Source organism: Paenibacillus sp. FSL R7-0128, from assembly GCF_038002245.1.
In the GTDB taxonomy this organism is placed as follows: domain Bacteria; phylum Bacillota; class Bacilli; order Paenibacillales; family Paenibacillaceae; genus Paenibacillus_AQ; species Paenibacillus_AQ silagei.
Genome location: NZ_JBBOCD010000001.1, coordinates 2,823,181 through 2,849,983, shown reverse-complemented (window position 1 = coordinate 2,849,983; position 26,803 = coordinate 2,823,181). Strand labels below are relative to the sequence as shown.

Below are 26,803 nucleotides of genomic sequence, written 5' to 3'. Positions count from 1 at the left end.
GCCCCCTTGAAGTTAGTGTCCTTGCGCAGTGAACTGCCAAGCGGCCAGCTTGAACAGGCTCTTATTGCTCTCTCCTGTGAACACCAGATAGAGGTTGTGAACTCCCTCTGCTCCCTGGACCTCTGTCTTCAATTCAACCCATTCCTGCGAGCCGTCCGCCGCCGGAACCGTCAGTCTGCCGATAACCGGACCCGCTGGCTCATCCAAATGCAGCTCCAGCACGCCGCCCGCTTCCAGGCTCAGGACCGAGACTTGGAACGACTCAGCTCCGCTGCCGAAGTCTACCCCGGAAAGTCCGATCCAGCCGCCCTGCTCCACATCCGTGACCGCCTGAACTCCGCCCTCGGCCAGGTATTCTGTCTTCACCCCTGCGCTCCAGCCCATCGTTGCCCCCGGAATCCGTTCATACGGGTTCAACGTTGCAAGCTGCTGCACACCTTCGTAATCCGCATGAATCTCCGGAATGGACCCGTCCTCATGATGAGTCAGGCGGTTAAGATGGGTGGAGCGGTAGCCGTTCGCAATCCCTTGGGCCTTGGACAAGGTCTGGGCGTGATAAGCTATATACCAGCTGTCATGGAACTGGAAGACCGCATGATGGTTATTCCCGGATACGCCGAAGAAATGTCCCGGATTCTTCAGGATCGTCCCCTGATAAGTCCATGGACCCATTGGGCTGCTGCTCGTCATATACGCGATCTCTCCCGCAGGAGGGCTGCCTTCCGGCCGCTGCCCGTCATAAAAGTTCGAGCAGTAGGTATAATAGTAGACTCCGTTCCACTTATGGATTCCGGCATCCTCGAACATGAACGGGGCCGGAATCACTGCCGCTGTACCCAACACACTGGTCATGTCCTCACCCAGCGGCATTACCCGTGCTGTGCCCGGCTCGGCGAACTGTCCTTCCGGAACGCCGCCTCCGAAGTAGATATACCCCTTGCCGTCGTCGTCCAACAGCACTGCCGGGTCGAACAGCCAGGTCACATCCTCTACCCCAGGCGTGGAGCGCAGAATCAGTGCCTCCCCGATCGGGTCCACCCATGGACCCACCGGACTGTCACTCGACAGAACGCCGATGCCGCTGGCATTATTGGCGAAGTAGAGGAAGAACTTGTCCTTACCGTCAATTACGGTATGAAGTGCTGCCGGTGCCCAGGACTGGGTTGCCCACTTCGCTGCACCCTCCGGGCCGGCTACAGCTATCGGACCATGATCGGTCCAGTTCACCAGGTCAGCGGACGAGATTACGGTAATCGTATTAATGCTGCTGTAGGAGTTCTCCTTCACCACACCGTTCTCATCATACTCCAGCGCATCATTGGTCATGTACAGATAGACTCTGTCCCCGAATACCAGGGCATAAGGATCGGCTCCGTATCTGTGTGCCACCAGCGGATTGCCATTTGGCTGTACCTTGCCGGCAGCCTGCTTCAATTGAGTTGTCATTGGATTCCCTCCAGAAATAATATGGTGTCCAGCTTGGGACGAATATTAAGATTGCGAAGCCGCCAGCTCGGCCAGCCGGGCGAATGAAGCCTTCGGCTGCTTCTGCTCATCGAACAGGAACGGCCAGTTCTTGCGTCCCCGGACGGGGAAGCCGTCCAGCCAGGTGTAGTCATCGGCCACGCCCCAGAAGGTCACCGAGTCAATGGAGTCTCTGAATTCCAGCAGAAGAGCGAAGATCTCGGCATAACGCTCCTCCTGAAGCTTCAGCATTTCAGCTGTTGGCGCTTTCAAATCCGTGCGCTTGTCGTCATGACGGAACACGGAGAGGTCCAGCTCGGTAATATGGATCTTAAGCCCCAGCGACGCGTAGAGCTTAAGTGCACTGCGGATTTCCTCAATGGAAGGGCCGTAGATATTCCAATGTCCCTGCATTCCGATCCCGTGGATCGGCGTATTCTGATCCAGCAGGCTGCGCACGAGCTTGTAGATTTTGCCGCTTTTGACAGGATCGGTCTCATTATAGTCGTTGTAGAACAACAGCGCATCAGGATCTGCCTGATGTGCCATTTCAAAGGCCTGACGGAGATAATCCTCGCCGATGATCTCAAGCCACCGCGTATCCCGCAGATACTGGTCTGTTTTATCCTCAATCGCTTCATTCACTACATCCCAGGCATAGGCCCGTCCCCGGTAACGGCCCACTACCGTGTTAATGTGGGTCTGCAGGCGGGCAAGCAGCTGCTCTCTGCTGCAGGCTCCGCCTTCCGCATCCTTGAACATCCAGTCTCCGGTCTGGTTATGCCACAGAAGCGTATGCCCCCGGACACCGATCCCGCGCGACTCTGCGAATTCGAAGATACCGTCCGCAGCCTCGAAGGAATAGCTCCCTTCCTCCGGCTGAACCTCTACCGGCTTCATTTCATTCTCGGCTGTAATGCTGTTGTAATGCTTGGCAATAAAAGAACCCTGGGCAGCTATAATGCCAGTACTGACGGCAGCCCCTATTTTAAAGGCCTCCCGGAACATCTCATGTAATGCAGGAATTTCGCTGCTGGCTTGCTTCATCTTTTCTAACCTCCATTGAATAGCAATTTTTGGACAGCTATCTCTATCATAACGCATTTGAATGCGTTTACCATCACCATAGTAAAGACTTGGACCCTAATAAATAAATGGATACCCTAGCCTTGTTCAGATTGGGCCTGTGCCCGGAACTGAACGGGCTTCAGCGCCGTCCGTTTCTCGAACTCTCTTAAGAAATGGTGATAGTGTACGTAACCGACACTCTCCACAATGCTTTTGACCGTGTCCTGAGTGTCGACGAGCCGCTGCTTGGCCGCTTCGATCCGTAAATTATGAATGTATTCCAGAATGCTGATGCCGTGCTTTTTGATGAAGGCCTGGCCCAGATACACCGGATTGATATAGAAATGCTCTGCAATCTCTTTTACCGTCAGATGCTCCGGATAATGATCCCGCAGGAAGCATTCCACGCGGGTCAGCGGGTGCTCGGAGTTACGCTCCTTGTGCTGGCGGATATAGTTCATACTGGTGGAGAGCGCTGTCTCCAGGGTGACCTGCAAGTCTTCCAGGGACCTCGGCTCCGTTCTGAAAAAATCAAGCGTGCCGATCCACTGATCGTCCGCGCCGCCGAATTCCTTCAGCAGCTCCATGCTCCGCAGCATGATATCCATGCCCGTCATCTGGACGACTCCCGGATCTGTCCGGTTCTCCTTGAACACACTGAACAATTCGCCCAACTTCTCTGCGGCCTTCTGCTCCTGCAGCCGCTCCACTGCGCTGATGATCTCTTCAATCAGCTCTGCGGAAGGCAGCGTGTAATTAACCTGGCCCTCGGCTTCACTGGCCGAATCCACCGGACCGCACCCGTCCGAATAGAAGTAGCGGCGGGCCGCAGCGTCTGCCGCTTCGCGGTAGGAGACCGGCAGCTCGCGGAGGGACCGCACACTTGGCCCGATGCTGACCGAGCCCTTTACTCCGCTGCGGGTCAGCCCGGCGTATAGCTGCTCCGCCAGCCCTGCCGCCGCCCCCCCCGAGCTCTCCACGACCAGCCCGGCCTGATCCCCGGGCAGATCAATGAGCATCGCACCGGCTGGTCCGGCAAGCTCCCGGCACAGCTCCGTAATCCGGCTGCTATTGCCCTCCACATGCACATACGTCCACCCAGTGGCCGCCTCATCCAGGCGGTCCATCTGCTCAGCAGCTTCCTCATCCGGCTCCGCCCAGTGCCCCTCAAGCATGCGCGCAATGGCAAGCGGCAGCAGACGGCTGGACAGCATACTCTGCTGCATGGTCTGCTTAAGGCGCAGCTCCAGCTCATCCGTAATGTCCGTAAGCACCTTATCCCATTCCGCATCCATAACCGGCTTCAGCAGGTAATGCCTTACCCCGTAACGGATGGCTGTTCTGGCATATTCAAATTCGCCGTAGCCGCTGAGCACAATGAAGACCGGCTGCTCCATATCAAGGCTGCGTACGCGCCGGATCAGCTCAAGCCCGTCAATCTCGGGCATGCGGATATCCGTAATCACAAGATCCGGCGAGCTGCGGATAACGGCAGCCAATGCTTCCTCTCCGTTCTCACAGGCGCCGCATACCTCGAAGCCCAGCTCCTCCCAGTCGGTCAGCGTCCGCAGCCCCTCTAAGGCAATGGTCTCATCATCTGCGAGCACTACTTTATACATGAGCTCCCTCCCCCATCGGAACCAGACTCAAATCCTCGGGAATCTGGATAGTAATGACCGTACGTTCGTATTCGGTGCTCTCAATACTGAATTCGGCTCTGCCGTTATAGTACAGCATGAGGCGTTTATACACATTGCGGAGGCCAACATTCTGTCCCGTATCCTCTTCTGTCTCCAGATGGGACTTGATCCATTCCAGCTTCTCCTTCTCGATTCCTTTGCCATTATCAGTCACCACAATCAGCAGACCTGTCTCATTCCGCGAAGCGGACACGTGAATTTCCCTTGCCCATTTGACCGATTGCAGGCCATGCTTGCAGGAATTCTCCACCAGAGCCTGTATACTCATCTTGGGAATGCGGCAGTTCAGCACCTCAGGCGCAATATCCAGCACATAAGAGAACCGGTTCTGGAAGCGGAACTTCTCAATCTGCAGATACATCTCGATGAAGGATACCTCCTCCTCCACCGTAATCAGATCATCCTTCCAGCTCAGCAGCCTGCGCATAATCAGGGCCAGATTCCTAATGACATCGGTAACCTGTTCATATTTATACTTCTTACAGATGACCAGGATCGCATTCAGCGTATTAAAAAGGAAATGAGGGTCTACCTGACTCTCCAGATATTTCAGCTCCGCCCGTACCCGTTCCAGCTCCAGATCCTTCTTCTGGATCTCCAGCTTGTAGACATCATTGATCAGATTGCGGATTTTGCCGGTCATCAGATTGAAGCTGCGGATCAGACCGCCGATCTCATCCTTCCCCTCATACATATCAATGCTCTCGAATTGTTCATATTTGACCAGCTTCATATGCTTGTAGAGCAGCCGTACCCGCAGATTGTAGGAGCGTATAATCACGATCATGAGCAGAGTGGGAAGGATGATCGTCAGCAGAACCAGAATCAGCGAGTTCCTGAGCGCGCGTTCCATCTCATGGCTGATCTTACGCCCTTCCGGAGTTCCGACCAGCCGCCATCCCTTGGTGTAGGCCGCACTGCTCAGCGCCCGGACAATCTGCTTGGTCGGCTGGTCAAGGCTGGTGTCCACATTCAGCAAGGCACTCGCATCCAGCGAGGAGAAGGAACGGTTCGAGTCCAGCACAACCCGGTTCTTCTCGTCCAGCAGCTTGAAATCCAGATAGTCACGTTCCTTCTGGAACAGCTCCTGTACATTGTTCAGCCGCAGATCAATCCTCAGATATTTCGTGTAGGGCTGGCCCGTGAAGTTATCCAGCTTGCGGATCAGGCTGACCAGCACCTCCTGCTGCGGCGGATTCAGCGGGTCGGTTCCCTGATAAGAAGTGAGCAGCACCTTACCTGTGCTGCTTGAGATTTTGCGGTACCATTCACTCTGCTTATCCGCGTACGAAAGAATGAAATAGCTGTTGCCGTTCTGGATGGTCGGATTAGAGGTGTATATGCCCATCCACGAAATATAGGAGTGGAGCGTGCTGTACTGCCGCAGCTTATCCTTCAGAGAATCATTATAGGCATCATAATAAGCCTCATTATCCGGGTAGGCGTAATCCATCATCTCCATATAGGGCCGGTCCGCAGCCACCGTGTTGCTGATCGCCACGCATTCATTCACGATCTGCATCAGGTCATAGGCTACCCGGTCTACCGAAATCTCCAGATTCTCCCTCTCCCGTGCCTCCACATTACGGCTGATCTGCACATAAAAGAGGGCATTGATGCTAAGTATGGGGACGAGCACACAGAGTAAGTAGATAAACAAAAACTTGTATTTAAGCGGAATATCATTGATGAAGGCAGATGGCTTCCGGTTATTCTTCATGCACGCCCCCTCCTTCCTCATGAATTAACTCTTCTTGTACACGGAAGGTGTAACTCCGTTAAGCGCCTTGAACTTGGCGGCGAACACATCGGCGTCTGAGTAGCCCACTCTGCTTGAGATATCGGAAATTCCCATATCGGTCCGGCGCAGCAGCTTCTTCGCCTCTTCAATGCGGAATTCATGGAGATAATCGTTAAAGGAGCTGCCGTAATATTTCTTGAACCGTTGTCCCAGGTAGGCCGAGTTCACATGCAGGTGTCCCGCAATATCCTGCAGCTTCAGCTTCTCCTGATAATGCCCGCGGACATACTCGATCGCTGCGGCCACGATCTGATCCTCCGCCCTGCCGTCCGCAGCCGCTGCGAACCACTCTGCAGCCTCACACAGCTCCTCCTCTATCTGACGCTCAAGCAGCGGCAGGCAATTGGCTGTATGCCGTGACGGGAACCATTTCTGCACCCACTGCGCATAGTCTCCCCCTCTGGCGGTAATTTCACGTAGCAGCTCAGCTTTGACATTGGCCAGAAAAGCGTCGATCCAGGAGCTGGACGCCACCTCCGCCGAGAAAATCTTGAAAACCTCGCCAAGCTGATCCGTGAGATGCTGGCCCTTCCCTTCGGTGACGGATTGCAGCAGCGATCGTCTCAGCTCTGCCGGAAGCATGGCCATCTGCGACTTCTCCTGCTTCTCGAAGAAGCCGGCGGCCTCGCCCCCCGTGGTATCGTGCCTGCACAGCTCAGCAGCCAGCGCCTCACGGTATGCCGTATTCAAGGCCTCCTTGCCCTGATGCTGGAGACTTGCCGCGAAAAAGACCGGCGTGGTGTACAGCGGCCGCATCTCCTCCATCCACCGGGTAAGCAGTGTCCGGTCGAGCGCCGGCCCTTCCTGCGGTGACACCAGCAGATACCCGTGCTTCCCGCTGCCTGCGGTGAACGGATAGACTGAAATGCTGCGCAGCGGCTCCTTGCCGCTCATGGCGGCGACCTGCTTGCGCATTTGCAGGCTGTCCGGCGCGGCTCCATGGACCAGGACACAGCATAGCCGCGAGGCAGGGCCGATCCCCAGCATATTCAGCCCCTTCTCCCGCTCCTCCTCCGAATTCTCCCGCATCAGGAGCCGGGATACCGTATCCTCCTGCATCAGAGCCGAGAGCGCGTCACGCCGTGAGGATGCCTTGTGTTCTTTAAGAATCTGTTCGGTTACTGTATGCAGCGCCTCCGTCAGCTCCTTTTCATCCAGTGGCTTGGTCAAATAGTTGGAGACTCCGTATTTCAGAGCCCGCTTGGCATACTCAAAGTCAGCATAGCCGCTAAAAATAATAAACTTCGGGCGGCAATCGCCTTCTGAGGCTCTTCGAATGAGCTCAAGGCCATCGATGACCGGCATGCGCACATCGGTGATGACCAGATCAGGACGGGTGCTGTGAATTAGCTGCAGCGCATCCTCCCCGTCCAGCGCCTCGCCGCATACTTCATAGTTGAGTGCCTTCCAGTCCACCAGAAAGCGCAGCCCCTCCAGCATAATCGGCTCATCGTCGGCAAACAGTACCTTAAGCATGGAATCACCATCTTTGTTCTAGTTTTTTTATGATCTGCTGGCTCACCACTGTTGAACAGGAGAAACCGCTTCGGCTGCACCCGAAACGGTTATAGTATACATATTTTTCTTACTATAATACGTATTGACAATTACTCTTTTACGCTACCCAGGTTCAATCCTACCACGAAATACTTCTGCAAGAAAGGGTAGACGAACAGAATCGGAACTGCTGTAACGATCGTAATGGCTGAACGCATGGAGGCTGGCGTAACCAGCGACTGGACCTGATTGTTCTGGCCTCCCGCAAGCATCGACGGATCATTGTTCGCACTCATAATCGAGCCGAGCATCTTCATCATTTCGTATTGCAGCGTGCTGAGCTTGATATCCGAGGAGGCATAGAGGAATGTGTCAAACCAGGAATTCCATGAGCCTACCGCGATGAACAGTGCGACGGTTGCCAGTACAGGCGTACAGAGCGGGAAGATGATTTTCCAGAAAATCCTGAATTCTCCCGCCCCGTCAATCTTCGCAGATTCGGTAAGGCTGAACGGAAGCCCGCGGATATACGTCCGCATGATAATCAGGTTGAACGCGCTGACCAGACTCGGCAGGATATAGACCATGAAGTTATGCAGCAGGCCCATATTCTTGATCAGAAAGTAGTTCGGAATCAGTCCGGCATTGAAATACATGGTCAGAATGAACAGCAGGCCGATCTTTTTGCGGAAAATATATTGCGGCTGCGCCAGTGCATACGCCAGCATCGTAGTAAGGAAAACACCAAGCACCGTTGAGATAATCGTACGGGATACCGAGATAAATGCGGCATGATAGATCGTTCCTGATATAAAGACCGCCCGGTAATTCTCCAGCGTCCATACACGGGGCCAGAGGTAGATTCCCCCGGTAAGCGTGTCACTGCCGTCATTGAAGGATACCGCCAGCGTCTGGAGGAACGGATAGAGCGTGACAGTAACCACAAAGAGCATAAATATCGTGTTGAATGTATGAAATACAACCGGCTCAATCCGGCTTGAACCTTTGGTCCCGGCTTTCATATGGGCTTCCTCCTCTATAGTAATCGCTCTTCGCCGAGGCGTTTTGCGACATTGTTTGCGATGAATACGAGAATGACACTGACAATCGTTTTGAAGATCCCTGCCGCCGTAGCCAGCGAGTAGTTACCCATAGCCAGACCATACTTCACTACAAAGATATCAATGGTTTGCGAATAGTCCACAGTAAGTCCGTTGCCCAGCAGATATTGAAGCTCGAAGCCGGCATCCAGAATATGTCCAATGTTCATAATCAGCAAAATAACGAATGTAGCCTTGATTCCCGGAAGCGTGATATAACGCATCTTTTGAAACCGTTTCGCGCCGTCAATGGAAGCTGCCTCGTACAGGGAAGGATCGATGGAGGTAATAGCAGCCAGATAGATAATTGTCCCCCAGCCCACCTCTTTCCACACGTTCGATGCCCCGATAATGCCCCAGAAGTATTTCCCTTCACTAAGCCACATAATCGGATCTTTAATCAGGTGAAGTTTCATTAGAACGACATTCACAATCCCGCCATCGATGGAGAGTGAAGTGGATACAATCCCCGCAGCGATAACCATGGACAGAAAGTGCGGCAAATACGAAATCGACTGAACCGCGCGTTTGAAGAACTTGAGCTTGATCTCATTCAGCAGCAGAGCCAGACCGATAGCCGTAACCGTACCCAGTACAAGGTTAATGAAACTCATCGCAATGGTATTGCGAAGCACCAGCATAAAGGTATCATCAGAGAATAAAAACTTGAATTGCTGCAAGCCTACCCATTCCTGCTGGCCGAAGGACACCGCCGGGCGGTAATTCTGAAAGGCCATGAGCCAGCCCCAAATGGGAACATAGTTGAAGATAATCAGATAGAGTGCAATGGGCACGGACATAAAAATAAGCTGTTTCTGCGTTTTCAGTGTTTTCCAGCTGAGTTCCACACCGATTTCCGGATCGATTTTGCTTTTTCGGGTCTTCTGTTTTTTGACCTGTTTGTCCAGTACGGCATCAGACATGTTGTATTCCCTCCTGTAAAAATCATTCTCTCCACGTTGTCCTATTCACGCATTCCTATTTAGGAAGAGCGGGAAACAGCATTTCCCGCTCCTATTTCTGTATTGAATGGTTTATTTAACGCTCCATTTTTCGATACGCTGCTGAATGCCTTCATTCATCCGGTCCTCATAGGCCTTGATGTCCAGCTTGTGGATTCTGTCCACATAATCCTGCCACACGCCGTCGAACTCAGCAGGGCTGGCCATAATGGCTTTCGGCAAATACTTAATCATGAGGTCATTCAGTTTGGACTGTGCGAGCTGTGCAGGTGAACCATCCTTAAGCACGATGGAATACGCAGGGAAGTAGATATTGTTCTCTTTTGGTTCCTTGAAGAATTCGGACCATGATTTCTTGTTGTACGCCTTCAGAATCTTCTGGTCGTAAGGCTTCAGGCTGTCGAAGAATTCCTGAGGCTGTGTACCGGCATCTGCTGCGTTGCCGTCGCTGTACGTACCTTGAATCTTAGGCATGTAACCGAACATCCCTGAGATTTTGTTAGCAACCTGCCAGCTGGTCTGATCCGCATTGGCCCGTTGCTCAGGTGTACGGTAGAAGGAGCCGTCTGCATTCACTTCATAATCTTCGCCTTTCACGCCCCATTGAAGCGTCTTCTGCCAATCCTCGGTAATCATCTTATCCCAGAATTTGATAATGCGGACAGGGTCCTTGGCATTGATCGAAATTCCGAATCCGCGGTTAGTACCGACTGCTCCGCGGTCACGATACCATTCTTCTGCGCCCGGATAGAGCAGAGGGAAGCCGATATACGTATTTTCCAGCTTGCCTTGGGAGATCAGGGATTTCTCGCCGTCCTGGAAGTTCCAGTGCTGGTCGAACATCCCGATGACCTTGCCGCTTGCAACCTTGGCCAGATACTGGTCATAGTTCTGTACGAACGCTTCTTTATCCATCAAGCCTTGAGCGTTGATATCATTAAGCTTCTTGTAGTAGGTCTTGGAGATATCCTTGTCGGCAAAAATCTGTGCTACATTGTTATCTACAATAACGGCCCCGTCATTCGGATGCCCCGACAGATGCTCTGGGGGATTCTGCAGCGGGAACACGCGCCAGTCGAAGTTGAGTGATTCGAACCCGATCATATCCGGGTGTTTTTCTTTATATTTGGCAATGATGTCGAAATACTCATCCAGGGTCTTGGGAGTAGGGTAGCCCATTTCCTCAAGCACGCCTTTTTGCAGCCAGAAGCCTGGTCCCTGATAAGTAGGCTCGGTAATTTTACCTTGATAGACGCCATAGCTTGGCAGTACATAGATGTGGCCGTCACTCTCATCCTTGATCTGGTTCCAGACCGCACCGTAATGCTTCTTCAGGTTGGGAGCGTACTTCTCAATCAGATCCTCCAGCGGAATGTAAGCCTTGGCATTGATTAATTTGTCGTCACCCGACAGGATGTCCGGATAATCTCCCCCGGCTATCATGACCCCGAGCTTCTGCTGCAGGTCGCCGACCAGGAATTCCTGGTTGAAGGTGATTCCGGTCTCGTCTTTGATCAGCTTCAGAATCTTATTGTCAGGCGTTGGCTGTTGTCCGGGACCGTTCATGAATACCGAGAACGTTACCGGAGCCGTGTCGTCTCCGGCTGCTGCCGGGCTGGCGTTTCCTCCAGTGGCGGTATCCTTGGTGCCGGTGTTGCTGGTGTTATTGCTTGATCCACAGCCTGTCAATGCCAGTGTGAGTGCTAATACACCGGCCGCAGCGGCTGCTGCTGAACGTTTTGCCGTTTTGTGCATGTTGTTATGCCTCCCCTTTTTGGCTAATCGCTTATGCTTCTAATTTCTCCTGGTGACAACTTTAATTATACGTTTTCAGAATGCGCTTACAATTCATAGAATATAGGTCTTCCCCCCTGAAAATTCATAAAAAGAAAACGCTTGCTTGCAGCGTGGCAGCGGAATTGCCGTTCTTTCAGAGCTGGCTGCGCTTGGGGATGAGCCTGCTTACGGCCTGCTAGGGTTGCCGGATTTTGGCGGAATCCGGCGGATTCCGGCGAAATCAAAGGCATTAATGCTCTTCATTGGTCCACGCGCCGCTCCCGGTTCCATTGTGATCGGTTTTTCGATTACATCCGGCCCGCTCGACGTTCTAGCCAACCACGCACGCAAAAAGGACTGGCGCAAATACGCCAATCCCACATTACTATACTATCCTATTCGTCAACTAGCCAGCCTAATATTAATCTACCCGGTGAAGGTATACGAACTACCCGCTTCTCCAGCGAACGATACCGGAGCCAGTCCCGGGCCTTCCAGGCGGCATGTGCCGGATACCGTACAGGTAACAATCACTTCAGTAACATGTCCGTCCGCCCACGAGAAGTCCAGCGTATAGCCGCCTCTTGCCCGCAGTCCCTTGACACTGCCCTCGTTCCAGTCCGCAGGCAATGCAGGCAGCAGTCTGATTCTATCTGTATGACTCTGCAGCAGCATCTCCGCGATGCCCGCTGTTCCTCCGAAGTTCCCGTCAATCTGGAACGGTGGATGGTTATCGAATAGATTCGGCAAGGTGGAATGCTCCAGCAGCGCCCGTACATTCGTATAAGCCTTGCCTTCATCCTGGAGCCGCGCCCAGAAATTAATGATCCACGCCCGGCTCCAGCCGGTATGTCCTCCGCCGCTGGCAAGTCTGCGTTCCAGCGTCGTACGGGCAGCTGCCGCCAGCTCCGGTGTATGCTCCACTGTGAAGGCATCCCCCGGATATAGCGCAAACAGATGCGAGATATGACGGTGCCCAGGCTCTACCTCTTCATAATCCTCCATCCATTCCTGAATCTGGCCGTATTTACCGATCTGCGGCCCCGGCAAGCGGTTCAGCGCTGAGCGGAGCTCTTCGCGGAATGCCTCATCCCGTCCGATGATTTCCGCGCTCTGAATGCAGGCCTTGAACAGCGCCTCAATAATCTGGAAGTCCATGGAGGCTCCGGCACACAGCACGCCCGATTCCCCGCCGGGAAGCTGGTACGTGTTCTCCGGCGAGACGGACGGGCAGGTAATCAGCCGGCCCGATTCATCCTCTATCAGGTAATCCAACAGGAACTGTGCAGATTCCTTCATCGTATCGTAGGCATTCGCCAGATACTGGCGGTCCTGGCTGAACCGGTAATGTTCCCACATATGCAGACACAGCCAAGCTGCTCCCAGCGGCCAGAACGAGGCTGACATATACGTATCCTGAGGAGCAGTATCTGCCCAGATGTCTGTATTGTGGTGTGCCGTGAAGCCGCCGCAGCCGTACATCACCTTCGCGGTCACCCGTCCCGGCTCACGCATCCGTTCGATCAGATCGAACAGCGGCTCATGGCATTCCGCCAGATTGCAGAGTTCAGCCGGCCAGTAATTCATTTGCGCGTTGATGTTAATCGTGAATTTGCTGTCCCAAGCCGGGGTGAAGCTGTCATTCCAAATGCCCTGCAGATTCGCAGGCAGAGAGCCGGGACGGCTGGAGGCGATCAGCAGATAACGGCCATACTGGAAGTAGGTTGTAATTAGCCCGTGATCCTCTCCCCCCTGCCGGAACCGATTCAGCCGTTCACTGGTCGGCAGTCCGCTCAGCTCCGGGTTCTCCGGGAGCGTCAGTGAGGTCCGGCCATATAGGCTGCGATAGTCCCCGACATGGCGGGCAAGCAGCTTGTCATAAGGAACGCTGCTTAGCTCTTCAAGCTGCAGCTTGGCATGCAGCGCCGGATCAGGATGGCGGAACGTGGTTCCTGCGGCAAGCAGCAGCGTAACCGAGCTCGCCCCCTCCACCAGCACATATTCGCCGATGTTGCGGCAGGTTCCGTCTTCTGTGACGGCCTTGAGTACGGCAGCGAAGGAGCTGCCCCCGCGCCCGCCGCATTCTCCGCCCATCACCAGCCCGCTGTCATTCCATTTCTCGGTTTTCTCCAGCATCCTCCAGTTCTGGCGGTTGAATCTGGCCTTCAGGGAGATTGCGTTCTTCCGGTCAGCGGTAATCCGCACCACGATGGCTTGATCCGGGAAGCTGGCGAACAGCTCACGGGTATACCGCACTCCGCCGGTGGAATAACTCACCTGGGATACACCGGATTCGAGATTAAGCTCCCGCTGATAGTCCTGAGCAGGCTGCTCATGTCCGCCGAACGACAGTAGCAGGTCGCCAAGCGGCAGATAATGGCGCTGCGCTTCCGGCAGCCCCATCATCGTCATGGCCGCCAGCTCCTCCGCCTCCCTCAGCTTGCCTTCCAGAATCAGCTGGCGGAGCTTCGGTAAGTGGGGCAGCGCATCTTCATTGTTGCGGTCACGCGGACCTCCGTACCATACGGAATCCTCATTAAGCTGCAGCTTCTCCTCAGCCACCCCGCCAAAGATCATCGCCCCGAGCCGGCCGTTGCCGATCGGCAGCGCCTCATTCCAATTCTGTGCCGGTTCACTATACCATAACCGCTGGCTGTGTTCCTTGGTTGTCATCATTGCTTCGCTCCTTCGCAGTTAATTCAGTTCCACCAGCGCCTTGATCACCTTGGTTTCAGGATTCAGCCAGCTCTCGAACTGCCCTATCATCTCCCCGAAGGAGCAGCGGTGGGAAATATAGCGGTCCACATCAATATAACCATCCCTAATGGCACTAATCACCCGTTCGAAGTCCTCGCGGGTCGCATTTCTGCTGCCCTGCACCGTCATCTCACGGGCATGGAAATCAGGGTCACTGAAGGTAATATTCCCTTTAACCAAGCCGACATAAGTCAACGTACCGCCATGCCCGACCAATCCGAAAGCCCCTTCCATAGAAGAGATGTTGCCGGTGGAATCTATGACATGCGGCAGGAAATTGCCGTCTGTAAGCGCCGATAGCTGTTCCTTCGGCTCCTTCAAGGCGCTTACCGTATGCTCTGCCTGCGCCCAGCCCTTGCAGAAGGCCAGACGTTCATCGTTGACATCCATGGCAATGACCTGCGCCCCAGCGTACCGGGCCATGGCCATCACGCCCAGTCCGATCGGTCCGGCCCCGATCACCAGCACCTGCTCCCCCGCACCGACACCCGAGCGCCGCACCGCATGGGCACCGATCGCCAGCGGCTCCAGCATGGCCGCCTGATCCAGCGTCAGCCCGTCTGTCTTCAGCAGATTGCCGACAGGCAGACTCACCCGTTCCCGCATTCCGCCATCCAGGTGAACACCGAACACTCTCATTTTCTGGCAGCAATTCGTTTTACCGCTCAGACAGGCCCGGCACTCTCCGCAATGCAGATACGGAATTACACTGACCTGGTCCCCAGCGCGAAGCCCTTGCGGGTTGTCGCCAATGCGCTCAATAATCCCGGACAGCTCATGCCCCAGCACACGCGGATAAGTGAAATAAGGCTGGTTGCCCCGGTAAGCGTGCAGATCTGTCCCGCAGATGCCGATCCGGCGGATGCTTACAACCGCTTCCCCGTCCACCAGCTCCGGCTCCGGCAGATCTTCCCTGAATACGAACTTTCCGATCTCCTCACAAATAATTCCCTTCATTATAAGCGCTCCCCGTTCCGGCCTGGTGCTTCGTTCCATTCTGCCCGGCCGCTCGGCCAAGTAGCCCCATCAATTGGCTTCAGAATATCGCGCACTTCTGCCAGTAATTGTTCGTCCATCGGCTCTTCGGTCCACTTGATATTGTTGCGGATATTGGCTGGTGTCGCCGTGCTGACCAAGGTCGTAGGAATCTGCTCGTTCGCGGTGGAGAACTGAACTGCCAGCTTGGCGATGTCTTCTCCCTTGTCCCTGCAATACTCAGCGGCGCGCTGACATGCGGCCTGAATCTCCGCTCCTGCCGGATGCCAATCCGGCACCTTACGGTTGCTGAGCAGCCCCATCGAGATGGGAGACGCATTCATCAGCCCCGTTCCGCTCTCCTCCAGCAGCGGAAGGAGCCGGAGCAGTGTGGTATCGTTGAGCGAATAATGGCAATAGGACAGAATGACATCCAGCTTGGTCTGCGGCAGCACCTTATCGAACACACTCAGCGGCAGGCCGCTGACGCCGAAGTAACGGATTTTGCCCGCCTGCTTCAGCTCTTCCAGCGCCGGAATCCCCTCCTCCATCACCTGCGTAAGCGAGCCGAATTCAACATCATGCAGCAGCAGAATATCCAGGTAATCTGTGCCCAGGCGGGCCATGCTCTCTTCCGCGCTGCGGATGATCCGCTCTCTGGAGAAATCGAATTCCCCCTCGCCGTAACGTCCGGCCTTCGTGCTCAGGATATACTTGTCGCGCGGTACCGTCTGGAGTGCCTCACCCAGCACTGTCTCCGCCTTCATCAGGCCGTAGTAAGGGGAGACGTCAATGAGGTTAATCCCCAGATCAATCGCCGTATGAACCGTGAGGATAGCCTCATCCTTCGGAACCTCCCGGAACACGCTGCCCAGCGAAGAAGCCCCGAAGCTTAATGCGGAGACCTCCAGTCCCGTATTGCCCAGCTTTCTGTATTTCATATCGCTCAACCTCCTATAATTAGTGAATCCAGCTTATAAAATCTAGCAGCATTCGCTCCAAATACCGGCTCCATCTCTTCCGCAGACAATCGTCCTTGCAGTGCTGTGCGCAGAATCCCCACAACCTCCTCATAGGTTGCCGCCATCAGGCACACAGGCCAGTCGCTGCCGAACATCACCCGCCCGGGTCCGAACAGCTCCAGCACAGCATGTACGTAATCCGTGAAATCCTCCTGCGTCCAGCCCTGGGGATCTGCTTCAGTGACCATCCCGGACAGCTTGCAGTATATTCCCGGATGCTTGGCAACCTCTGCCATTTGGCTTCTCCACGGCTCCAGGCTTCCCGATGCAATCGGAGGCTTGGCCAGGTGATCAATGACTCCCCGCAGTCCCGGAACCTGTTCCAGCATCTCAATGAGCTGCGGAAGCTGATCGGCCAGCACCAGCAGGTCCACCGGCACATCCCGCTCCGCAAGGTATGAGAGCGCTTCTATATAAGGCCGGGTCAAAAGCACACCGGGGTCCGCCATCTCCTGAATCATCACCCGCAGCCCGGTGAACTTCGGATGTCTGCTGAGACGCTCGAATTCGGCCTGGAAGGAAGGGCTCGCCAGATCCAGCCAGCCAATCACGCCCGCGACAGACTCCGCCTGCCCGCTGAGTTCCAGAATATATTCCGTCTCCTCCACCGTAGGTGCAGCCTGTACGACAATCGTACGGCTGATCCCGTGCTTCATTAGCTCCGGCTCCAGATCAGTGGGCAGATAATCCCGGAACAGCACCGGAATCTCCGGCGTAATCCATCCATAATCATCCCTGTCTATCTTCCAATAATGCTGGTGAGCATCAATATACATGATAACGCCTCCATTCCACCTTATTGTAAACATCCGATAAAGGAATAAAAATAGCTTAAACAAACAAATCTATACCTTATTTTGATATGATGTGGGTAAGAATGCAGAGATTTAACTCAGGGGGCGACTTCATGGAACCGATCCGCAGGCATTTTGACCATCAATTGCCGGTTACGCTGCTGCTGGACTATAAGGAAACGAAAAGTCCGCAGCGCGAGCTGCCCGACCACCAGCATGACTGGTACGAATTCATTTACGTATACGGCGGCAAAGGAAGCTTTTTCATCGATCAGACCTTTTATGAGATGCATCCGGGTGACATTATTGTCGTTCCCGGAAACACGGTACACCGGGGATTTCCCGATAATGAGGAGCCGGTGACCTCCTCCGCCCTTTTTTTCAGCCCGGCTCTGATCCATAACCATACCTACAGTGAGTCTTATCCCTATCTGAAGCTGTTCGACGCTGCCAAGACAAACAAGCAGTACAAGTATACCCTGTCTCCAGAGCATGCTGAAATTCTGCAAAATGATATCGATGCGATCCACCGGGAACGTGAGCAGAATCAGCCGGACGGCGGGCAGGCGCTTACGCTGCTGCTTCATCTTACATTGCTGCATCTGAACCGCTACTGCCTGCCGCAAGCCACTGAGCCTGTCGCTTCAAGTCCCTTGCTGCCGAAGTGGTTCCGTGAGGCGCTCAGCTATATCAACGATCATCTGGATCAGCCGCTGGAGCTAAGCTCTCTGGCTGCACGGGCGTCGATCTCACCGGCCCACTTCAGCCGGGTCTTCAAGCAGCGTCTGGGCATGAATGTGACGGATTATATTGCGACGAAGCGGATTTTTGCCGCCAAGGACAGCCTGCTGCAATCAAGCTATACCATCGAGCAGATTGCCATGGCCTGCGGCTTCGAGAGCCTGCCCCATTTCTACCGTACATTCAAAAGAATCACCAGCATGACACCCGCCGCCTACCGCAAGAGTAACAGAGCCTAGTAGAGCTTCTCTATCAAGCGTACAATGAGTCACACATCGAATGAAGTCTCAGCTCTGCAGGTCCGCTTCACGGACAATTACAGCTTCCCCTTCATAAGTGACGATGCGGCTTCCCGCATAACCGGCCAGCTCTACGGCAAATTGCCTTACCGCCTGCATTCCGGCATAGTCTCCGGCCCGCTTCCCGATAGTCAGGCTGCGGTCCGCTTCACACCAGCTCAGCTCAATCATGGCATAGGCGCCGGTCTCATAATTATAATTATCGCCTTCATCTTCATACAGGGTGAAGGCTGCATCCTTGCCGCCGTATACCTTGAGTCTCGTCACCGCCTCCGGCTGTTCATCCGTATATTGAACATCGGGGCCGAGCGGAACAATGGACCCGGCACGGACATACAGGGGAAGCGTCTCCAGATCCGCCTTGGCTTCAATCGTCACGCCGCCCTCCAGCCGTTCATCGCTCCAATAATCATACCATTCGCCTTCAGGGAGGTAGACCCGGCGCTGCTTAAGAACCCCCTCAAGCTCGCGGGAGCCGGGACCGTAATACATGGCCTCTGTCACAGGAGCCACCATGAAGGCCGGACCGAACATGAACTGGTCGCCGATGGCATGGACCTGCACATCTTCCCGGTAATCGAAAGCCAGCGCACGGAACATAGTATAGCTGCGGTGTGCCACAGCTCCGGCCAGGGAGTAGATGTATGGCATCAGCCTGTAACGGAGCTTCAGATAGTTCACCAGCGTGTCATACATCAGCTCACCCTCCTGGCCGAACTGCCATATCTCCCTCGGCGTATCCGTGCCATGGGAACGGAACATCGGCAGAAAGGCTCCGAGCTGGAACCAGCGGACATACAGCTCCCGGTAGCCCAGATCCGCAACACCTTCGTCATAATCCCCGCTACAGAACCATTGCTCCTTGTGATTCTTCACGAAGAACGCCCCGATATCCAAAGTCCAATAAGGCGAACCGGTCATGCAAAAGTTAAGGCCGTCTGCTATCTGCTTCCTCAGCGTCTCCCAGTTGGCGGCTATATCGCCTGACCATGTAATCGTGCCGTAGCGGTGCTGTCCTGCGAACGCGGAGCGTGTCAGATTGATCACCCGTTTCGCAGAGGTCGCTGCACGCTGGCCTTCATAGATCCCTTTGGAGTGCTGCATGGAATAAGCATTGATCAAGCCCGGATCGAGGTACCGCTTCGATTCTTCCGTATTAATCAGCAGCCGCTGCTCCGGCTCCGGCTTCACCGCACCCTTCCAGTCCGCTTCGAACGGCTCGGTGCAATCGCACCACCAGGCATCAATGCCGTGGGCGAACAGCCCTTCGTTGGCCTGCTTCCAGTACAGCGCACGAGCCTCCTCCGAGAAGGCATCATAAGTCGCCTGATTGCCGAGCAGGAAACCGCGTGCCTTCATCTCTTCATGATTCTCCCCGCCCGCGCCCATAATCGGCCAGATCGATACCATCAGCTTGGCGTTCATGGCTTGCAGGCGGTTCATCATCTGCGAGGGATCGGGGAAGCGCTCAGGATCGAAAGTCTTTTGTCCCCACAGATTACCCGTCCAGGACTGCCAGTCAAGTACGATACAGTCGAGGGGAAGCGAACGTTCACGATACTCTTGCACGGTGGCAAGGAGTTCCGCCTGGGAGACGTATCTTTCCTTCGACTGCACATACCCGAAGGACCACTTCGGCAGCATTGGTGCTTCTCCGGTCAGGTAGCGGATTCCCGCCGTAATCTGATCGAGTTCCGGACCATAAATGAAATAGTAATCCATCTCTTCATCCGCATCGCTCCAGAGGTACGAGCCAAAGGCATCGTCATGAAAAGTCATATAAGACCCAGAATATACCAGAATCCCGTAGCCGCGTGTAGACACCAGTACCGGTACAACCGCCTTCATATTCTGCTGGTACAAGTATTGCTGCCGTCCCCGGAGGTTCATCATCCCCTCTTCATGGGAGCCGAGTCCGTACAGGGCCTCCCCTTCCTGCCATTCGAATTCCAGCTTTGTATGAAAAGCCTCCCGGTCCAGCCTCCGGTTGACGCCCTCCGCTCTTGCCCGCAGACCATCCGCACCCTGTCCGGTCTCTACCGTGTCTGCCGAAGCATCGAATACCGTATGATAGACCTCTGTGCGCTCCAGGGTTTTGCCGCCTCTGGCCGGCTCCCGTGTCAGCAGCGTGCCGTCCGCAGCTCTGTAGCTGAAGGCACAGCTCTCTTTATCCACTTCAATCATTAGCTGCGCCGTTGAGATCTGCAGATGGCCGGGCAGTTCTGTGATAGTGTAAGGTACGGTCTCGGCTTCTGGCCGGCTTACCACCATCAGACTCTCTTTACCGCTCAGCTCAGCATTCAGCGTATAGCGGATTCTGGCAATCCCCGGCGTACACCAGGCAATATGCATTATTCCCTCACTAGTCTCCAGCCTTACGCCAGCCTCGCCGGATTGAACAGTTATCAGTTTCATTATGGTTCCACCCTTCCTTATGACTTCCTCTGGTTATAATGATATTATTATTGATAGCGGTTCATCTACCATATATTTGCGCGATATCATCACAATATAGCGATTCAGAGGAGGGCATCATGTACGAACACCGTTACCGGGAGAACAAGCTGCACGGCCAGCCAGAATTCCCGCTGCATATCTACCGGGTGGAGCATCAGGCCCGCGTGCATTCCATTCTTCCCGTGCACTGGCATAACGAAATGGAGATGATCTATCTGGCGGAAGGCCGCGCTACCTTCTATATTGAGAGCCGCGAGTTCGCCATCCAGGCAGGAGATGCCCTGATCGTTCATCCCGGTGAGCTTCATTCGGGCATGGACACCGCAATGGGCGGCACCTGTTATTATTCCATCGTGTTCAAAGGCTCCTGGCTGTCTTCGCCGCAGCCCGACCGGGTCCAGGAGCTGTTCCTGGACCCCGTCCTGCAAGGGAAGGTCCGGCTTCCCGCTCTGTTATCTGCTGCAGATGCCGCCCACTCCCCCTTGCTTCAGCTGATCAGGGAGCTGTTAAGCCGCTATGAGCGTAAGCCCGGGGCATACGAAATGAGCCTGAAGGCGCTCTTACTGCTGTTCATCGCAGACAGCTATCAATACGGGCTGACCACGCTGAACCCGGCCGCGGAGACCCGGCACGGCCGGGAATATAACCGGCAGATCCGGGAGGTGCTGAGCTATATGGAGGCGCATTCCCGCGACAGGCTGGAGCTGGATCAGCTTGCCGCCGTGGTAGCGCTGAGCCGCTCGCATTTCTGCAAGTTTTTCAAAGCTCAGACAGGGATGCGCCCGATGGAGTATCTGAATTATATCCGCATCAGCCAGGCGGCCAGTCTGCTCCGCAGCGGATCATACAATGTGCTGGAGGCTGCACTGGAGTCAGGCTACCAGCATGTCAGCTATTTCTCCAAATGGTTCAAGCATTATATGAACATGACCCCCTCAGATTACAAGGCCCGGTATTCTTCCGGCGTGTAGCAGCAGGCTTAGAGCGTACGCTCTACGATGTGAACGACAAAACAGCAGCACCGGGAACACGCTCCCTGGTCCTGCTGTCTATGTCATGCCTGGTCTGATGCCTCCGGTCTATTCCAGTGTAAATGAAGCAAACTGAGCGCCGCCGCCTCCGGTGTATGTGAAATACAAGGCCTGCACGCCGTCCGGAATCTCCACTTCCGCAGCATATTCTTTCCAGACATTAGTGAAGCCTACCGGAATAGAAGCAAGCGCAGGTCCGTCCCAAGCCGTCTTCACCTGGAACTCCCCATGGCAATATCCCCGCACCTTGATGGAGACCCGGCTAACCCCCTTGCAGTCAAAATACTTGAACCCGGCGGTCGCCGACTCCGTCATATTGGCAATATAGCCAACCTCTTCGTCGCCGTCTCTGCCGTCCTGGGTAATCTTCGGGAACCGGCTGTCCATCCACGCACCCACCTTGCCAAACCCTCCGGTATACATCTCCTGATCCTTCGTGAACAAATGACAGGCCAGGTAAGCCGGATATTCTCCGCGTCCCTCCAGCGGGCCGCCGTTCGGGCCGGAGGTTGTGATCTCCACCTGCGGGATGGTGCCGTCTTCACGGAACGTAATCGGCTCGATGCAGCCCTGGCGCGAGAACGCGGTCCCGTTGGTATGCCGGTGATAGAAGATATACCACGCTCCATTAACCTCCACGATGCTGCCGTGGTTATTGCCGCCGTAATACATCGTCCGGTCCGCAGGCTTATACGTATCGATATGCAGATCACAGTTGCTCACAATGACTCCCTGATACACGAAATCCCGGGTAGGATGACTGCTGGTGGCATAACACAGCTCATGCATCGAGATGGAGGAATAGATCAGGTAATAGATATCTCCTCTTTTGCGGATGGAAGGGGCCTCGAAGAACTCATAGCCCTCGAAGCCGGTTCCCTGGCTGTAAGGCTGGCTCGGTGCAACGAACACAGGCTCTTCAATAATCGTAAGCATATCGGGACCCAGTACGGTAGCCATCGCGCCGTGTCTGGACTTGTCGCCGTATCCGCAGAAGCCGGTGTACAGGTAAGTGGTGTCTCCTTCGGTCAATACCCCCGGGTCAAACTGCGGCTCATCGCCTTCCCGTTCACCCAGACGCGTGCCGTCCCCGTAGGTTACATAACCGTAGAATTCATATTTGCCGCCCGGCTTATCGCAGACCGCTACCGATACGACAGAAACCTTGTCCAGTACATAGTAGAGATAGTAGCGCCCGTCGGGTCCCTGCGTCACATCCGGTGCATAGAGACACATGCTGCCTTCCGGGTTGAGCGGGTCATCTGTCGTCTTGTAGATCACCCCTTCATACTGCCAATCGCCCAGATTGTCCTCCGGCGCTGACCAACAGACATAGTCGTTCAGACAGAAGGCGTGTCCGTTGAACCGGTCATGCGAGCCATAGACATATACTCTTCCTTCAAAAACATAAGGCTCCGCATCCGGCACGTACTCCCAGGAAGGCAGATAGGGGTTGAATCCTTGTTGTTGTGTCATTCTAACATCCTCCATTTGTTATATAGATTGTCGTTGTTGATTTTTCATTCTGGGATGGCCGTGACTCCAGACTAAGCAAGCACAGTCACCTGAATCGTGCACTCGGCGTAATCCGGATGTACATCTCTCTCCCCGGCCACATCGAGCAGTGGAACTCCTTTACTGTTGTAATGGACTCTGTGGATCGCCGAGCATCTCGTTCCATGCTTCACCAGCTGCTCTTCCCCGTGGTAGAGGACTAGCGTAGTACCATCTGTATCCTGGAAAAAGGAATTATGCCCCGGACCGTACACCCCGTCCAGCGAATAATAAGAAAGTGCCGGCGTGCCCGCCTTGCTCCAGGCACCGGCATCCAGAACATCGCCGCCCCTTGGAATGCTCAACCAGCCTACCGCATAGGTGTATCCTGTTGCCGCCCCGCCGGAATAGGCAATATATACGGTATCTTCCGTCAGGAGCGGATACGGGCCTTCATTATTAATCGTGCCCTGAACATTCTCCCAGCCCAGCAGAGGACGCGACAGCAGCACCGGTTCACTGGTTAATACCGCCGGGTTCGCTTCATCTACAGTGGCGATGTATAGCATGGAGCCGGTATCCAGCGGCGTTCCGATCCCTTTGCGGTAAGACCAGACTACACAGGAGGTGCCGTCTGCCTTGAAATAAGTCATATCCAGCGTAATGCCGTCTGCGGCCAATGGAGTACCGTCCATCCGCTTCACCCGGACCGGCGTACTCCAATCCCCGGCCTTCATAATATCGCCGCCGGGGTTCAGCTTCATCAGATGGCATTGCGGTCCCCATACCTTACCGCCAACAGCGAACAGGATGTACAGCTCCCCGCAGATGACATGGAATTCCGGTGCCCAGAAGGTCTGGATGAAGTTCAGCTCCTCATTCAGGTCCAGTATAACGGCTTCCTGGAAGCCCGGAGCGAATAAGTCCTGTAAAGTATCTGCCACGCGGACATAGATGCCGATATTATTGACATTGTCATTGGTAGCCAGGAAGTAATACCTGCCGTTCCAGGGGAGAATCACCGGGTCTGCATAGCCGCTTGCTAACGGGAACGGCAAGTCATAAGTGACTACTTTACCATGTATGGTATGTGTTCCCGGCAAGGTGAAATCAATCTCTGCGGTATCCCAGGCCACCCGCTTATCGGCAGTGGAGCCGTCAGAATATAGCGCTGTGGCTCTGACCTTTGTCAATTCGCCGGCGGAGTGGACACTGACCTGCTCCGCCACGCGAATACCGGTGTTATGCACCGGGGTCCAGGCCGCCTGAACCTTGCGGCCTGCGGGACCGTCTACTGTCAGCACATTCCCCGGACAGGTTCCGGGCAGCGGCTGAGCGGGCCGCTCTACTGTGTAAGCTTCCGCAGGCTCCGGCGGCGAGATCCCTTCCGGCTTCCGCAGGTCGGCCAGCCGGTTCACATAATAGCTGCCGTCATTATCCTGCCAGCGGATCTCATATCCGCCAGTGCTGTCCAGTGCGCAGACGGCTTCTTTTACACAGCGTTCATTATCGAGCCGGACAAGCCGCTGGGCATCGAAGGTCACCAGATCCGGCGAGGTCCACAGCAGAATCTGCCCCCTGCTCTCCCCGTCATCCTCCCCCGAGGCGTCAATCCTTACCGCAATCATCCCGAAAGCACCATCCTGTGTGCGGAACAGATAGGGGTTTTTGAGTCCTTTTTCATGAATCACATTCTTCTCATCCACGGTGGCCACGGCAAATAATAGGCCATAGTTACGGTTCAGCGGCTGAAATTCGTTAGGGTCATCTGCACAGGCCATATGAACACTGTTGGCGAGAGACCCTGTGTAATCCTGGTTCGGTATGCGCGTGTAGACTGTAAGCTTCATTAGCTCTGCAACCTCATTCATAGCTCTATCACCCTTACCTTGTTATTCATTCATCTTGCAGCATGTCCCTATCAGTATAGAGAAGCTTTTGGCGTGAAGTCCATGACATATAGACACCTAAGCTTGATCTATCCTTAGATTATGGGCCGGAGCCGGAATCCTCTATAAAATATCTGGAAAACGCTTTAATCTCTATACTACCGCTTATGATATACTTGGGCAAAATAAAATTCACCTGGAGGATGTTATGATGAATACTACAGAGGGCTCTTTTTACACAGGGGAGTACAGAAATCTGTTCCTTGAGAACGGACTGCGTCCGGAGGCGATTCAGCAGCGGCTGGAAGATACCTGGAACGAAATGTTCTACGGCGCCCCTGATGTCCGGCTCTATCATACTATGGATGAGGATAAGGGTTATATCGTAGATACAGGCAATACCGATGTGCGCACAGAGGGCATGTCCTACGGGATGATGATGGCGGTTCAGCTGGATAAAAAGGAGGAGTTCGACCGGCTCTGGAATTTCGCCAAGGTATTCATGCAGCATACGGAGGGCCGATATAAGGATTATTTCGCCTGGCAATGCAAGCTGGATGGTACACGGTTGTCTCCCGGCCCCGCGCCGGATGGAGAAGAGTTCTTCGCGATGGCACTATTCTTCGCTTCCCGCCGCTGGGGTGACGGGGCCGCGCCATTCAATTATTCCGAGCAGGCCAGAATCATTCTCCGCGCTTGTGTGCACAAGGGAGAAGACGGGGAAGGCCATCCGATGTGGGACCCGGAGACCCGGCTGATCAAGTTCATCCCGGAGACTCCGTTCAGCGATCCCTCCTATCATTTGCCGCATTTCTATGATTTGTTTGCGCTGCAAGCGGATGAAGCAGACCGGGCGTTCTGGAAGGATGCCGCTGCTCGGAGTCGGGATTACCTGCATCTGGCCTGCCACCCGGTTACCGGGCTGTCGCCGGAATACGCCAACTATGACGGAACTCCGGCGGAACCTCAACCGCATGGCGACTTCCGCCACTTCTTCAGTGATGCTTACCGGGTCGCCGCCAACATTGGGCTGGATTATGAATGGTTCCGCTGCGATCCTTGGCAGATAGAGCAGTCTAACCGCATTCAGGCTTTCTTCCGCGATATCGATCCGGCTGATTACCGGCGGTATACCATTGACGGTCAGCCGTTCGACGAGCCTTCGCTGCATCCGGTCGGCCTGCTATCCACTCTGGCCATGGCCTCGCTTGCCGCCGATGGCCCGGATGCCGGGCATTTCGTCAAGCTATTCTGGGACACCCCGCTGCGCACCGGAGAACGGCGGTATTACGACAACTGTCTATACTTCTTCACCATGCTGGCGCTGAGCGGGAATTATCGGATTTACTTATAAAAGAAACTAACTAAAGCTGGCCTCAATGTCCTCCATTGGCCTATTTCTGGCGGGGCAGAGTGAAATCAGGGGCATTTCTGCTCCTGATTTGTTCGTTTAGCCGACTTATGCTGAAATCGGGGGCACTTGTGCTCCTGATTTGTTCATTTAGCCAACTTCTGCTCCTCGTTCGCTCATTTAGCCAACTTCTGCCGATATCAGGGGCACTTGTGCTCCTGATTTATTCATTTAACCGACTTCTGCTGGAATCAGGGGCACTTCTGCTCCTCATTCACTCATTTAGCTAACTTCTGCTGATATCAGGGGTACTTGCGGTGCTCCTCGTTACTCTAATACCATCACTGTCGGCTGCATTAATGGGATTTATCCCTTTCATTTCCCCATCCAGCCGACTTTTGGCTGCATTAATGGGATTTTTCCCTTTCATTCGCCCATCCAGCCGACTTTCGGCTGCATTAATGGGATTTTTCCCTTTCATTTCCCCATCCGGCCGACTTTTGGCTGCATTAATGGGGTTTATCCCTTTCATTTCCCCATCCAGCCGACTTTTGGCTGCATTAATGGGATTTATCCCTCTCATTTACTCTCCTCAACGAACAATCGCTCCCCCGGACGATGGAGG

19 protein-coding genes are annotated in these 26,803 nt (G+C 54.5%); 3 read left to right on the top strand and 16 right to left on the bottom strand.

All coding sequences use genetic code 11. The features are described 5' to 3' along the window. Window positions 1-12: 12 nt before the first annotated feature. The 12 genes from NST26_RS11580 to NST26_RS11525 form a co-directional block, all read right to left on the bottom strand. Window positions 13-1,446 (bottom strand): glycoside hydrolase family 43 protein, encoded by a 1,434-nt coding sequence (locus tag NST26_RS11580; RefSeq protein ID WP_340979169.1) that lies wholly within the window; start codon window positions 1,444-1,446, stop codon window positions 13-15. Between the two features lie 45 nt (window positions 1,447-1,491). Continuing rightward, the gene (locus NST26_RS11575; protein WP_209880078.1) at window positions 1,492-2,511 is read right to left on the bottom strand and encodes an endo-1,4-beta-xylanase; all 1,020 of its coding nucleotides are present in this window, start codon (window positions 2,509-2,511) and stop codon (window positions 1,492-1,494) included. Between the two features lie 116 nt (window positions 2,512-2,627). Further along, window positions 2,628-4,151 (bottom strand): response regulator transcription factor, encoded by a 1,524-nt coding sequence (locus NST26_RS11570; RefSeq protein ID WP_340979168.1) that lies wholly within the window; start codon window positions 4,149-4,151, stop codon window positions 2,628-2,630. Next, window positions 4,144-5,952: a sensor histidine kinase gene (locus NST26_RS11565; RefSeq protein ID WP_340979167.1), complete on the bottom strand. Its 1,809-nt coding sequence runs from the start codon at window positions 5,950-5,952 to the stop codon at window positions 4,144-4,146. The genes NST26_RS11570 and NST26_RS11565 overlap by 8 nt, the downstream gene beginning before the upstream one ends. Before the next feature lie 24 nt (window positions 5,953-5,976). Continuing rightward, on the bottom strand, window positions 5,977-7,509 hold the full coding sequence (locus NST26_RS11560) for a response regulator transcription factor (protein WP_340979166.1): 1,533 nt from the start codon (window positions 7,507-7,509) through the stop codon (window positions 5,977-5,979). 131 nt (window positions 7,510-7,640) lie between these two features. Then, window positions 7,641-8,552, bottom strand: coding sequence for a carbohydrate ABC transporter permease (locus tag NST26_RS11555; RefSeq protein WP_036724944.1), 912 nt, complete (start codon window positions 8,550-8,552; stop codon window positions 7,641-7,643). Window positions 8,553-8,566: 14 nt separating this feature from the next. Continuing rightward, window positions 8,567-9,553, bottom strand: coding sequence for an ABC transporter permease (locus NST26_RS11550; protein ID WP_036693453.1), 987 nt, complete (start codon window positions 9,551-9,553; stop codon window positions 8,567-8,569). Window positions 9,554-9,664: 111 nt separating this feature from the next. Beyond that, entirely contained in the window at window positions 9,665-11,347 is a 1,683-nt protein-coding gene (locus tag NST26_RS11545; protein WP_036724956.1) for an extracellular solute-binding protein, read from the bottom strand. Window positions 11,348-11,794: 447 nt separating this feature from the next. Then, window positions 11,795-14,044 (bottom strand): glycoside hydrolase family 95 protein, encoded by a 2,250-nt coding sequence (locus NST26_RS11540; RefSeq protein WP_340979165.1) that lies wholly within the window; start codon window positions 14,042-14,044, stop codon window positions 11,795-11,797. Between the two features lie 18 nt (window positions 14,045-14,062). Beyond that, the gene (locus NST26_RS11535; RefSeq protein ID WP_340979164.1) at window positions 14,063-15,082 is read right to left on the bottom strand and encodes a zinc-binding alcohol dehydrogenase family protein; all 1,020 of its coding nucleotides are present in this window, start codon (window positions 15,080-15,082) and stop codon (window positions 14,063-14,065) included. Further along, window positions 15,082-16,041 (bottom strand): aldo/keto reductase, encoded by a 960-nt coding sequence (locus tag NST26_RS11530; protein WP_340979163.1) that lies wholly within the window; start codon window positions 16,039-16,041, stop codon window positions 15,082-15,084. Before NST26_RS11530 ends, NST26_RS11535 begins: the two co-directional genes overlap by 1 nt. A gap of 5 nt (window positions 16,042-16,046) precedes the next feature. Beyond that, window positions 16,047-16,898 carry an amidohydrolase family protein gene (locus NST26_RS11525; protein ID WP_340979162.1) on the bottom strand — a complete coding sequence of 284 codons (852 nt, stop codon included), beginning with the start codon at window positions 16,896-16,898 and terminating at the stop codon, window positions 16,047-16,049. Window positions 16,899-17,029: 131 nt separating this feature from the next. Between NST26_RS11525 and NST26_RS11520 the strand changes: the two genes are divergently transcribed. Then, window positions 17,030-17,896: an AraC family transcriptional regulator gene (locus NST26_RS11520; protein WP_340979161.1), complete on the top strand. Its 867-nt coding sequence runs from the start codon at window positions 17,030-17,032 to the stop codon at window positions 17,894-17,896. Between the two features lie 48 nt (window positions 17,897-17,944). Here NST26_RS11520 and NST26_RS11515 read toward each other — a convergent pair whose 3' ends face one another. Further along, entirely contained in the window at window positions 17,945-20,371 is a 2,427-nt protein-coding gene (locus tag NST26_RS11515) for a glycoside hydrolase family 31 protein (protein ID WP_340979160.1), read from the bottom strand. A 119-nt stretch (window positions 20,372-20,490) separates the two neighbouring features. On the opposite strand from NST26_RS11515, the gene NST26_RS11510 reads away from it, so the two are divergent. Next, window positions 20,491-21,384, top strand: coding sequence for a helix-turn-helix transcriptional regulator (locus NST26_RS11510; protein WP_340979159.1), 894 nt, complete (start codon window positions 20,491-20,493; stop codon window positions 21,382-21,384). A gap of 108 nt (window positions 21,385-21,492) precedes the next feature. On the opposite strand, the gene NST26_RS11505 is transcribed toward NST26_RS11510, so the two are convergent. Next, window positions 21,493-22,920 carry a family 43 glycosylhydrolase gene (locus NST26_RS11505; protein ID WP_340979158.1) on the bottom strand — a complete coding sequence of 476 codons (1,428 nt, stop codon included), beginning with the start codon at window positions 22,918-22,920 and terminating at the stop codon, window positions 21,493-21,495. A 71-nt stretch (window positions 22,921-22,991) separates the two neighbouring features. Continuing rightward, window positions 22,992-24,809, bottom strand: a complete 1,818-nt coding sequence (locus tag NST26_RS11500) for a family 43 glycosylhydrolase (RefSeq protein ID WP_340979157.1) — start codon at window positions 24,807-24,809, stop codon at window positions 22,992-22,994. Between the two features lie 229 nt (window positions 24,810-25,038). Between NST26_RS11500 and NST26_RS11495 the strand changes: the two genes are divergently transcribed. Further along, window positions 25,039-26,181 carry a glycosyl hydrolase family 8 gene (locus NST26_RS11495; RefSeq protein ID WP_340979156.1) on the top strand — a complete coding sequence of 381 codons (1,143 nt, stop codon included), beginning with the start codon at window positions 25,039-25,041 and terminating at the stop codon, window positions 26,179-26,181. A 283-nt stretch (window positions 26,182-26,464) separates the two neighbouring features. On the opposite strand, the gene NST26_RS11490 is transcribed toward NST26_RS11495, so the two are convergent. Further along, window positions 26,465-26,761: a hypothetical protein gene (locus NST26_RS11490; protein ID WP_340979155.1), complete on the bottom strand. Its 297-nt coding sequence runs from the start codon at window positions 26,759-26,761 to the stop codon at window positions 26,465-26,467. Between the last annotated feature and the right edge of the window lie 42 nt (window positions 26,762-26,803).

Bases quoted from the DNA above. Each gene is read 5' to 3' on its own strand.
- NST26_RS11500 (WP_340979157.1), bottom strand. From the start codon at position 24,809: ATGAATGAGGTTGCAGAGCTAATGAAGCTTACAGTCTACACGCGCATA.
- NST26_RS11495 (WP_340979156.1), top strand. From the start codon at position 25,039: ATGAATACTACAGAGGGCTCTTTTTACACAGGGGAGTACAGAAATCTG.
- NST26_RS11575 (WP_209880078.1), bottom strand. From the start codon at position 2,511: ATGAAGCAAGCCAGCAGCGAAATTCCTGCATTACATGAGATGTTCCGG.
- NST26_RS11570 (WP_340979168.1), bottom strand. From the start codon at position 4,151: ATGTATAAAGTAGTGCTCGCAGATGATGAGACCATTGCCTTAGAGGGG.
- NST26_RS11550 (WP_036693453.1), bottom strand. From the start codon at position 9,553: ATGTCTGATGCCGTACTGGACAAACAGGTCAAAAAACAGAAGACCCGA.
- NST26_RS11520 (WP_340979161.1), top strand. From the start codon at position 17,030: ATGGAACCGATCCGCAGGCATTTTGACCATCAATTGCCGGTTACGCTG.
- NST26_RS11525 (WP_340979162.1), bottom strand. From the start codon at position 16,898: ATGTATATTGATGCTCACCAGCATTATTGGAAGATAGACAGGGATGAT.
- NST26_RS11530 (WP_340979163.1), bottom strand. From the start codon at position 16,041: ATGAAATACAGAAAGCTGGGCAATACGGGACTGGAGGTCTCCGCATTA.
- NST26_RS11510 (WP_340979159.1), top strand. From the start codon at position 20,491: ATGTACGAACACCGTTACCGGGAGAACAAGCTGCACGGCCAGCCAGAA.
- NST26_RS11540 (WP_340979165.1), bottom strand. From the start codon at position 14,044: ATGATGACAACCAAGGAACACAGCCAGCGGTTATGGTATAGTGAACCG.
- NST26_RS11555 (WP_036724944.1), bottom strand. From the start codon at position 8,552: ATGAAAGCCGGGACCAAAGGTTCAAGCCGGATTGAGCCGGTTGTATTT.
- NST26_RS11580 (WP_340979169.1), bottom strand. From the start codon at position 1,446: ATGACAACTCAATTGAAGCAGGCTGCCGGCAAGGTACAGCCAAATGGC.
- NST26_RS11565 (WP_340979167.1), bottom strand. From the start codon at position 5,952: ATGAAGAATAACCGGAAGCCATCTGCCTTCATCAATGATATTCCGCTT.
- NST26_RS11505 (WP_340979158.1), bottom strand. From the start codon at position 22,920: ATGACACAACAACAAGGATTCAACCCCTATCTGCCTTCCTGGGAGTAC.
- NST26_RS11560 (WP_340979166.1), bottom strand. From the start codon at position 7,509: ATGCTTAAGGTACTGTTTGCCGACGATGAGCCGATTATGCTGGAGGGG.
- NST26_RS11535 (WP_340979164.1), bottom strand. From the start codon at position 15,082: ATGAAGGGAATTATTTGTGAGGAGATCGGAAAGTTCGTATTCAGGGAA.
- NST26_RS11490 (WP_340979155.1), bottom strand. From the start codon at position 26,761: ATGAGAGGGATAAATCCCATTAATGCAGCCAAAAGTCGGCTGGATGGG.
- NST26_RS11545 (WP_036724956.1), bottom strand. From the start codon at position 11,347: ATGCACAAAACGGCAAAACGTTCAGCAGCAGCCGCTGCGGCCGGTGTA.
- NST26_RS11515 (WP_340979160.1), bottom strand. From the start codon at position 20,371: ATGAAACTGATAACTGTTCAATCCGGCGAGGCTGGCGTAAGGCTGGAG.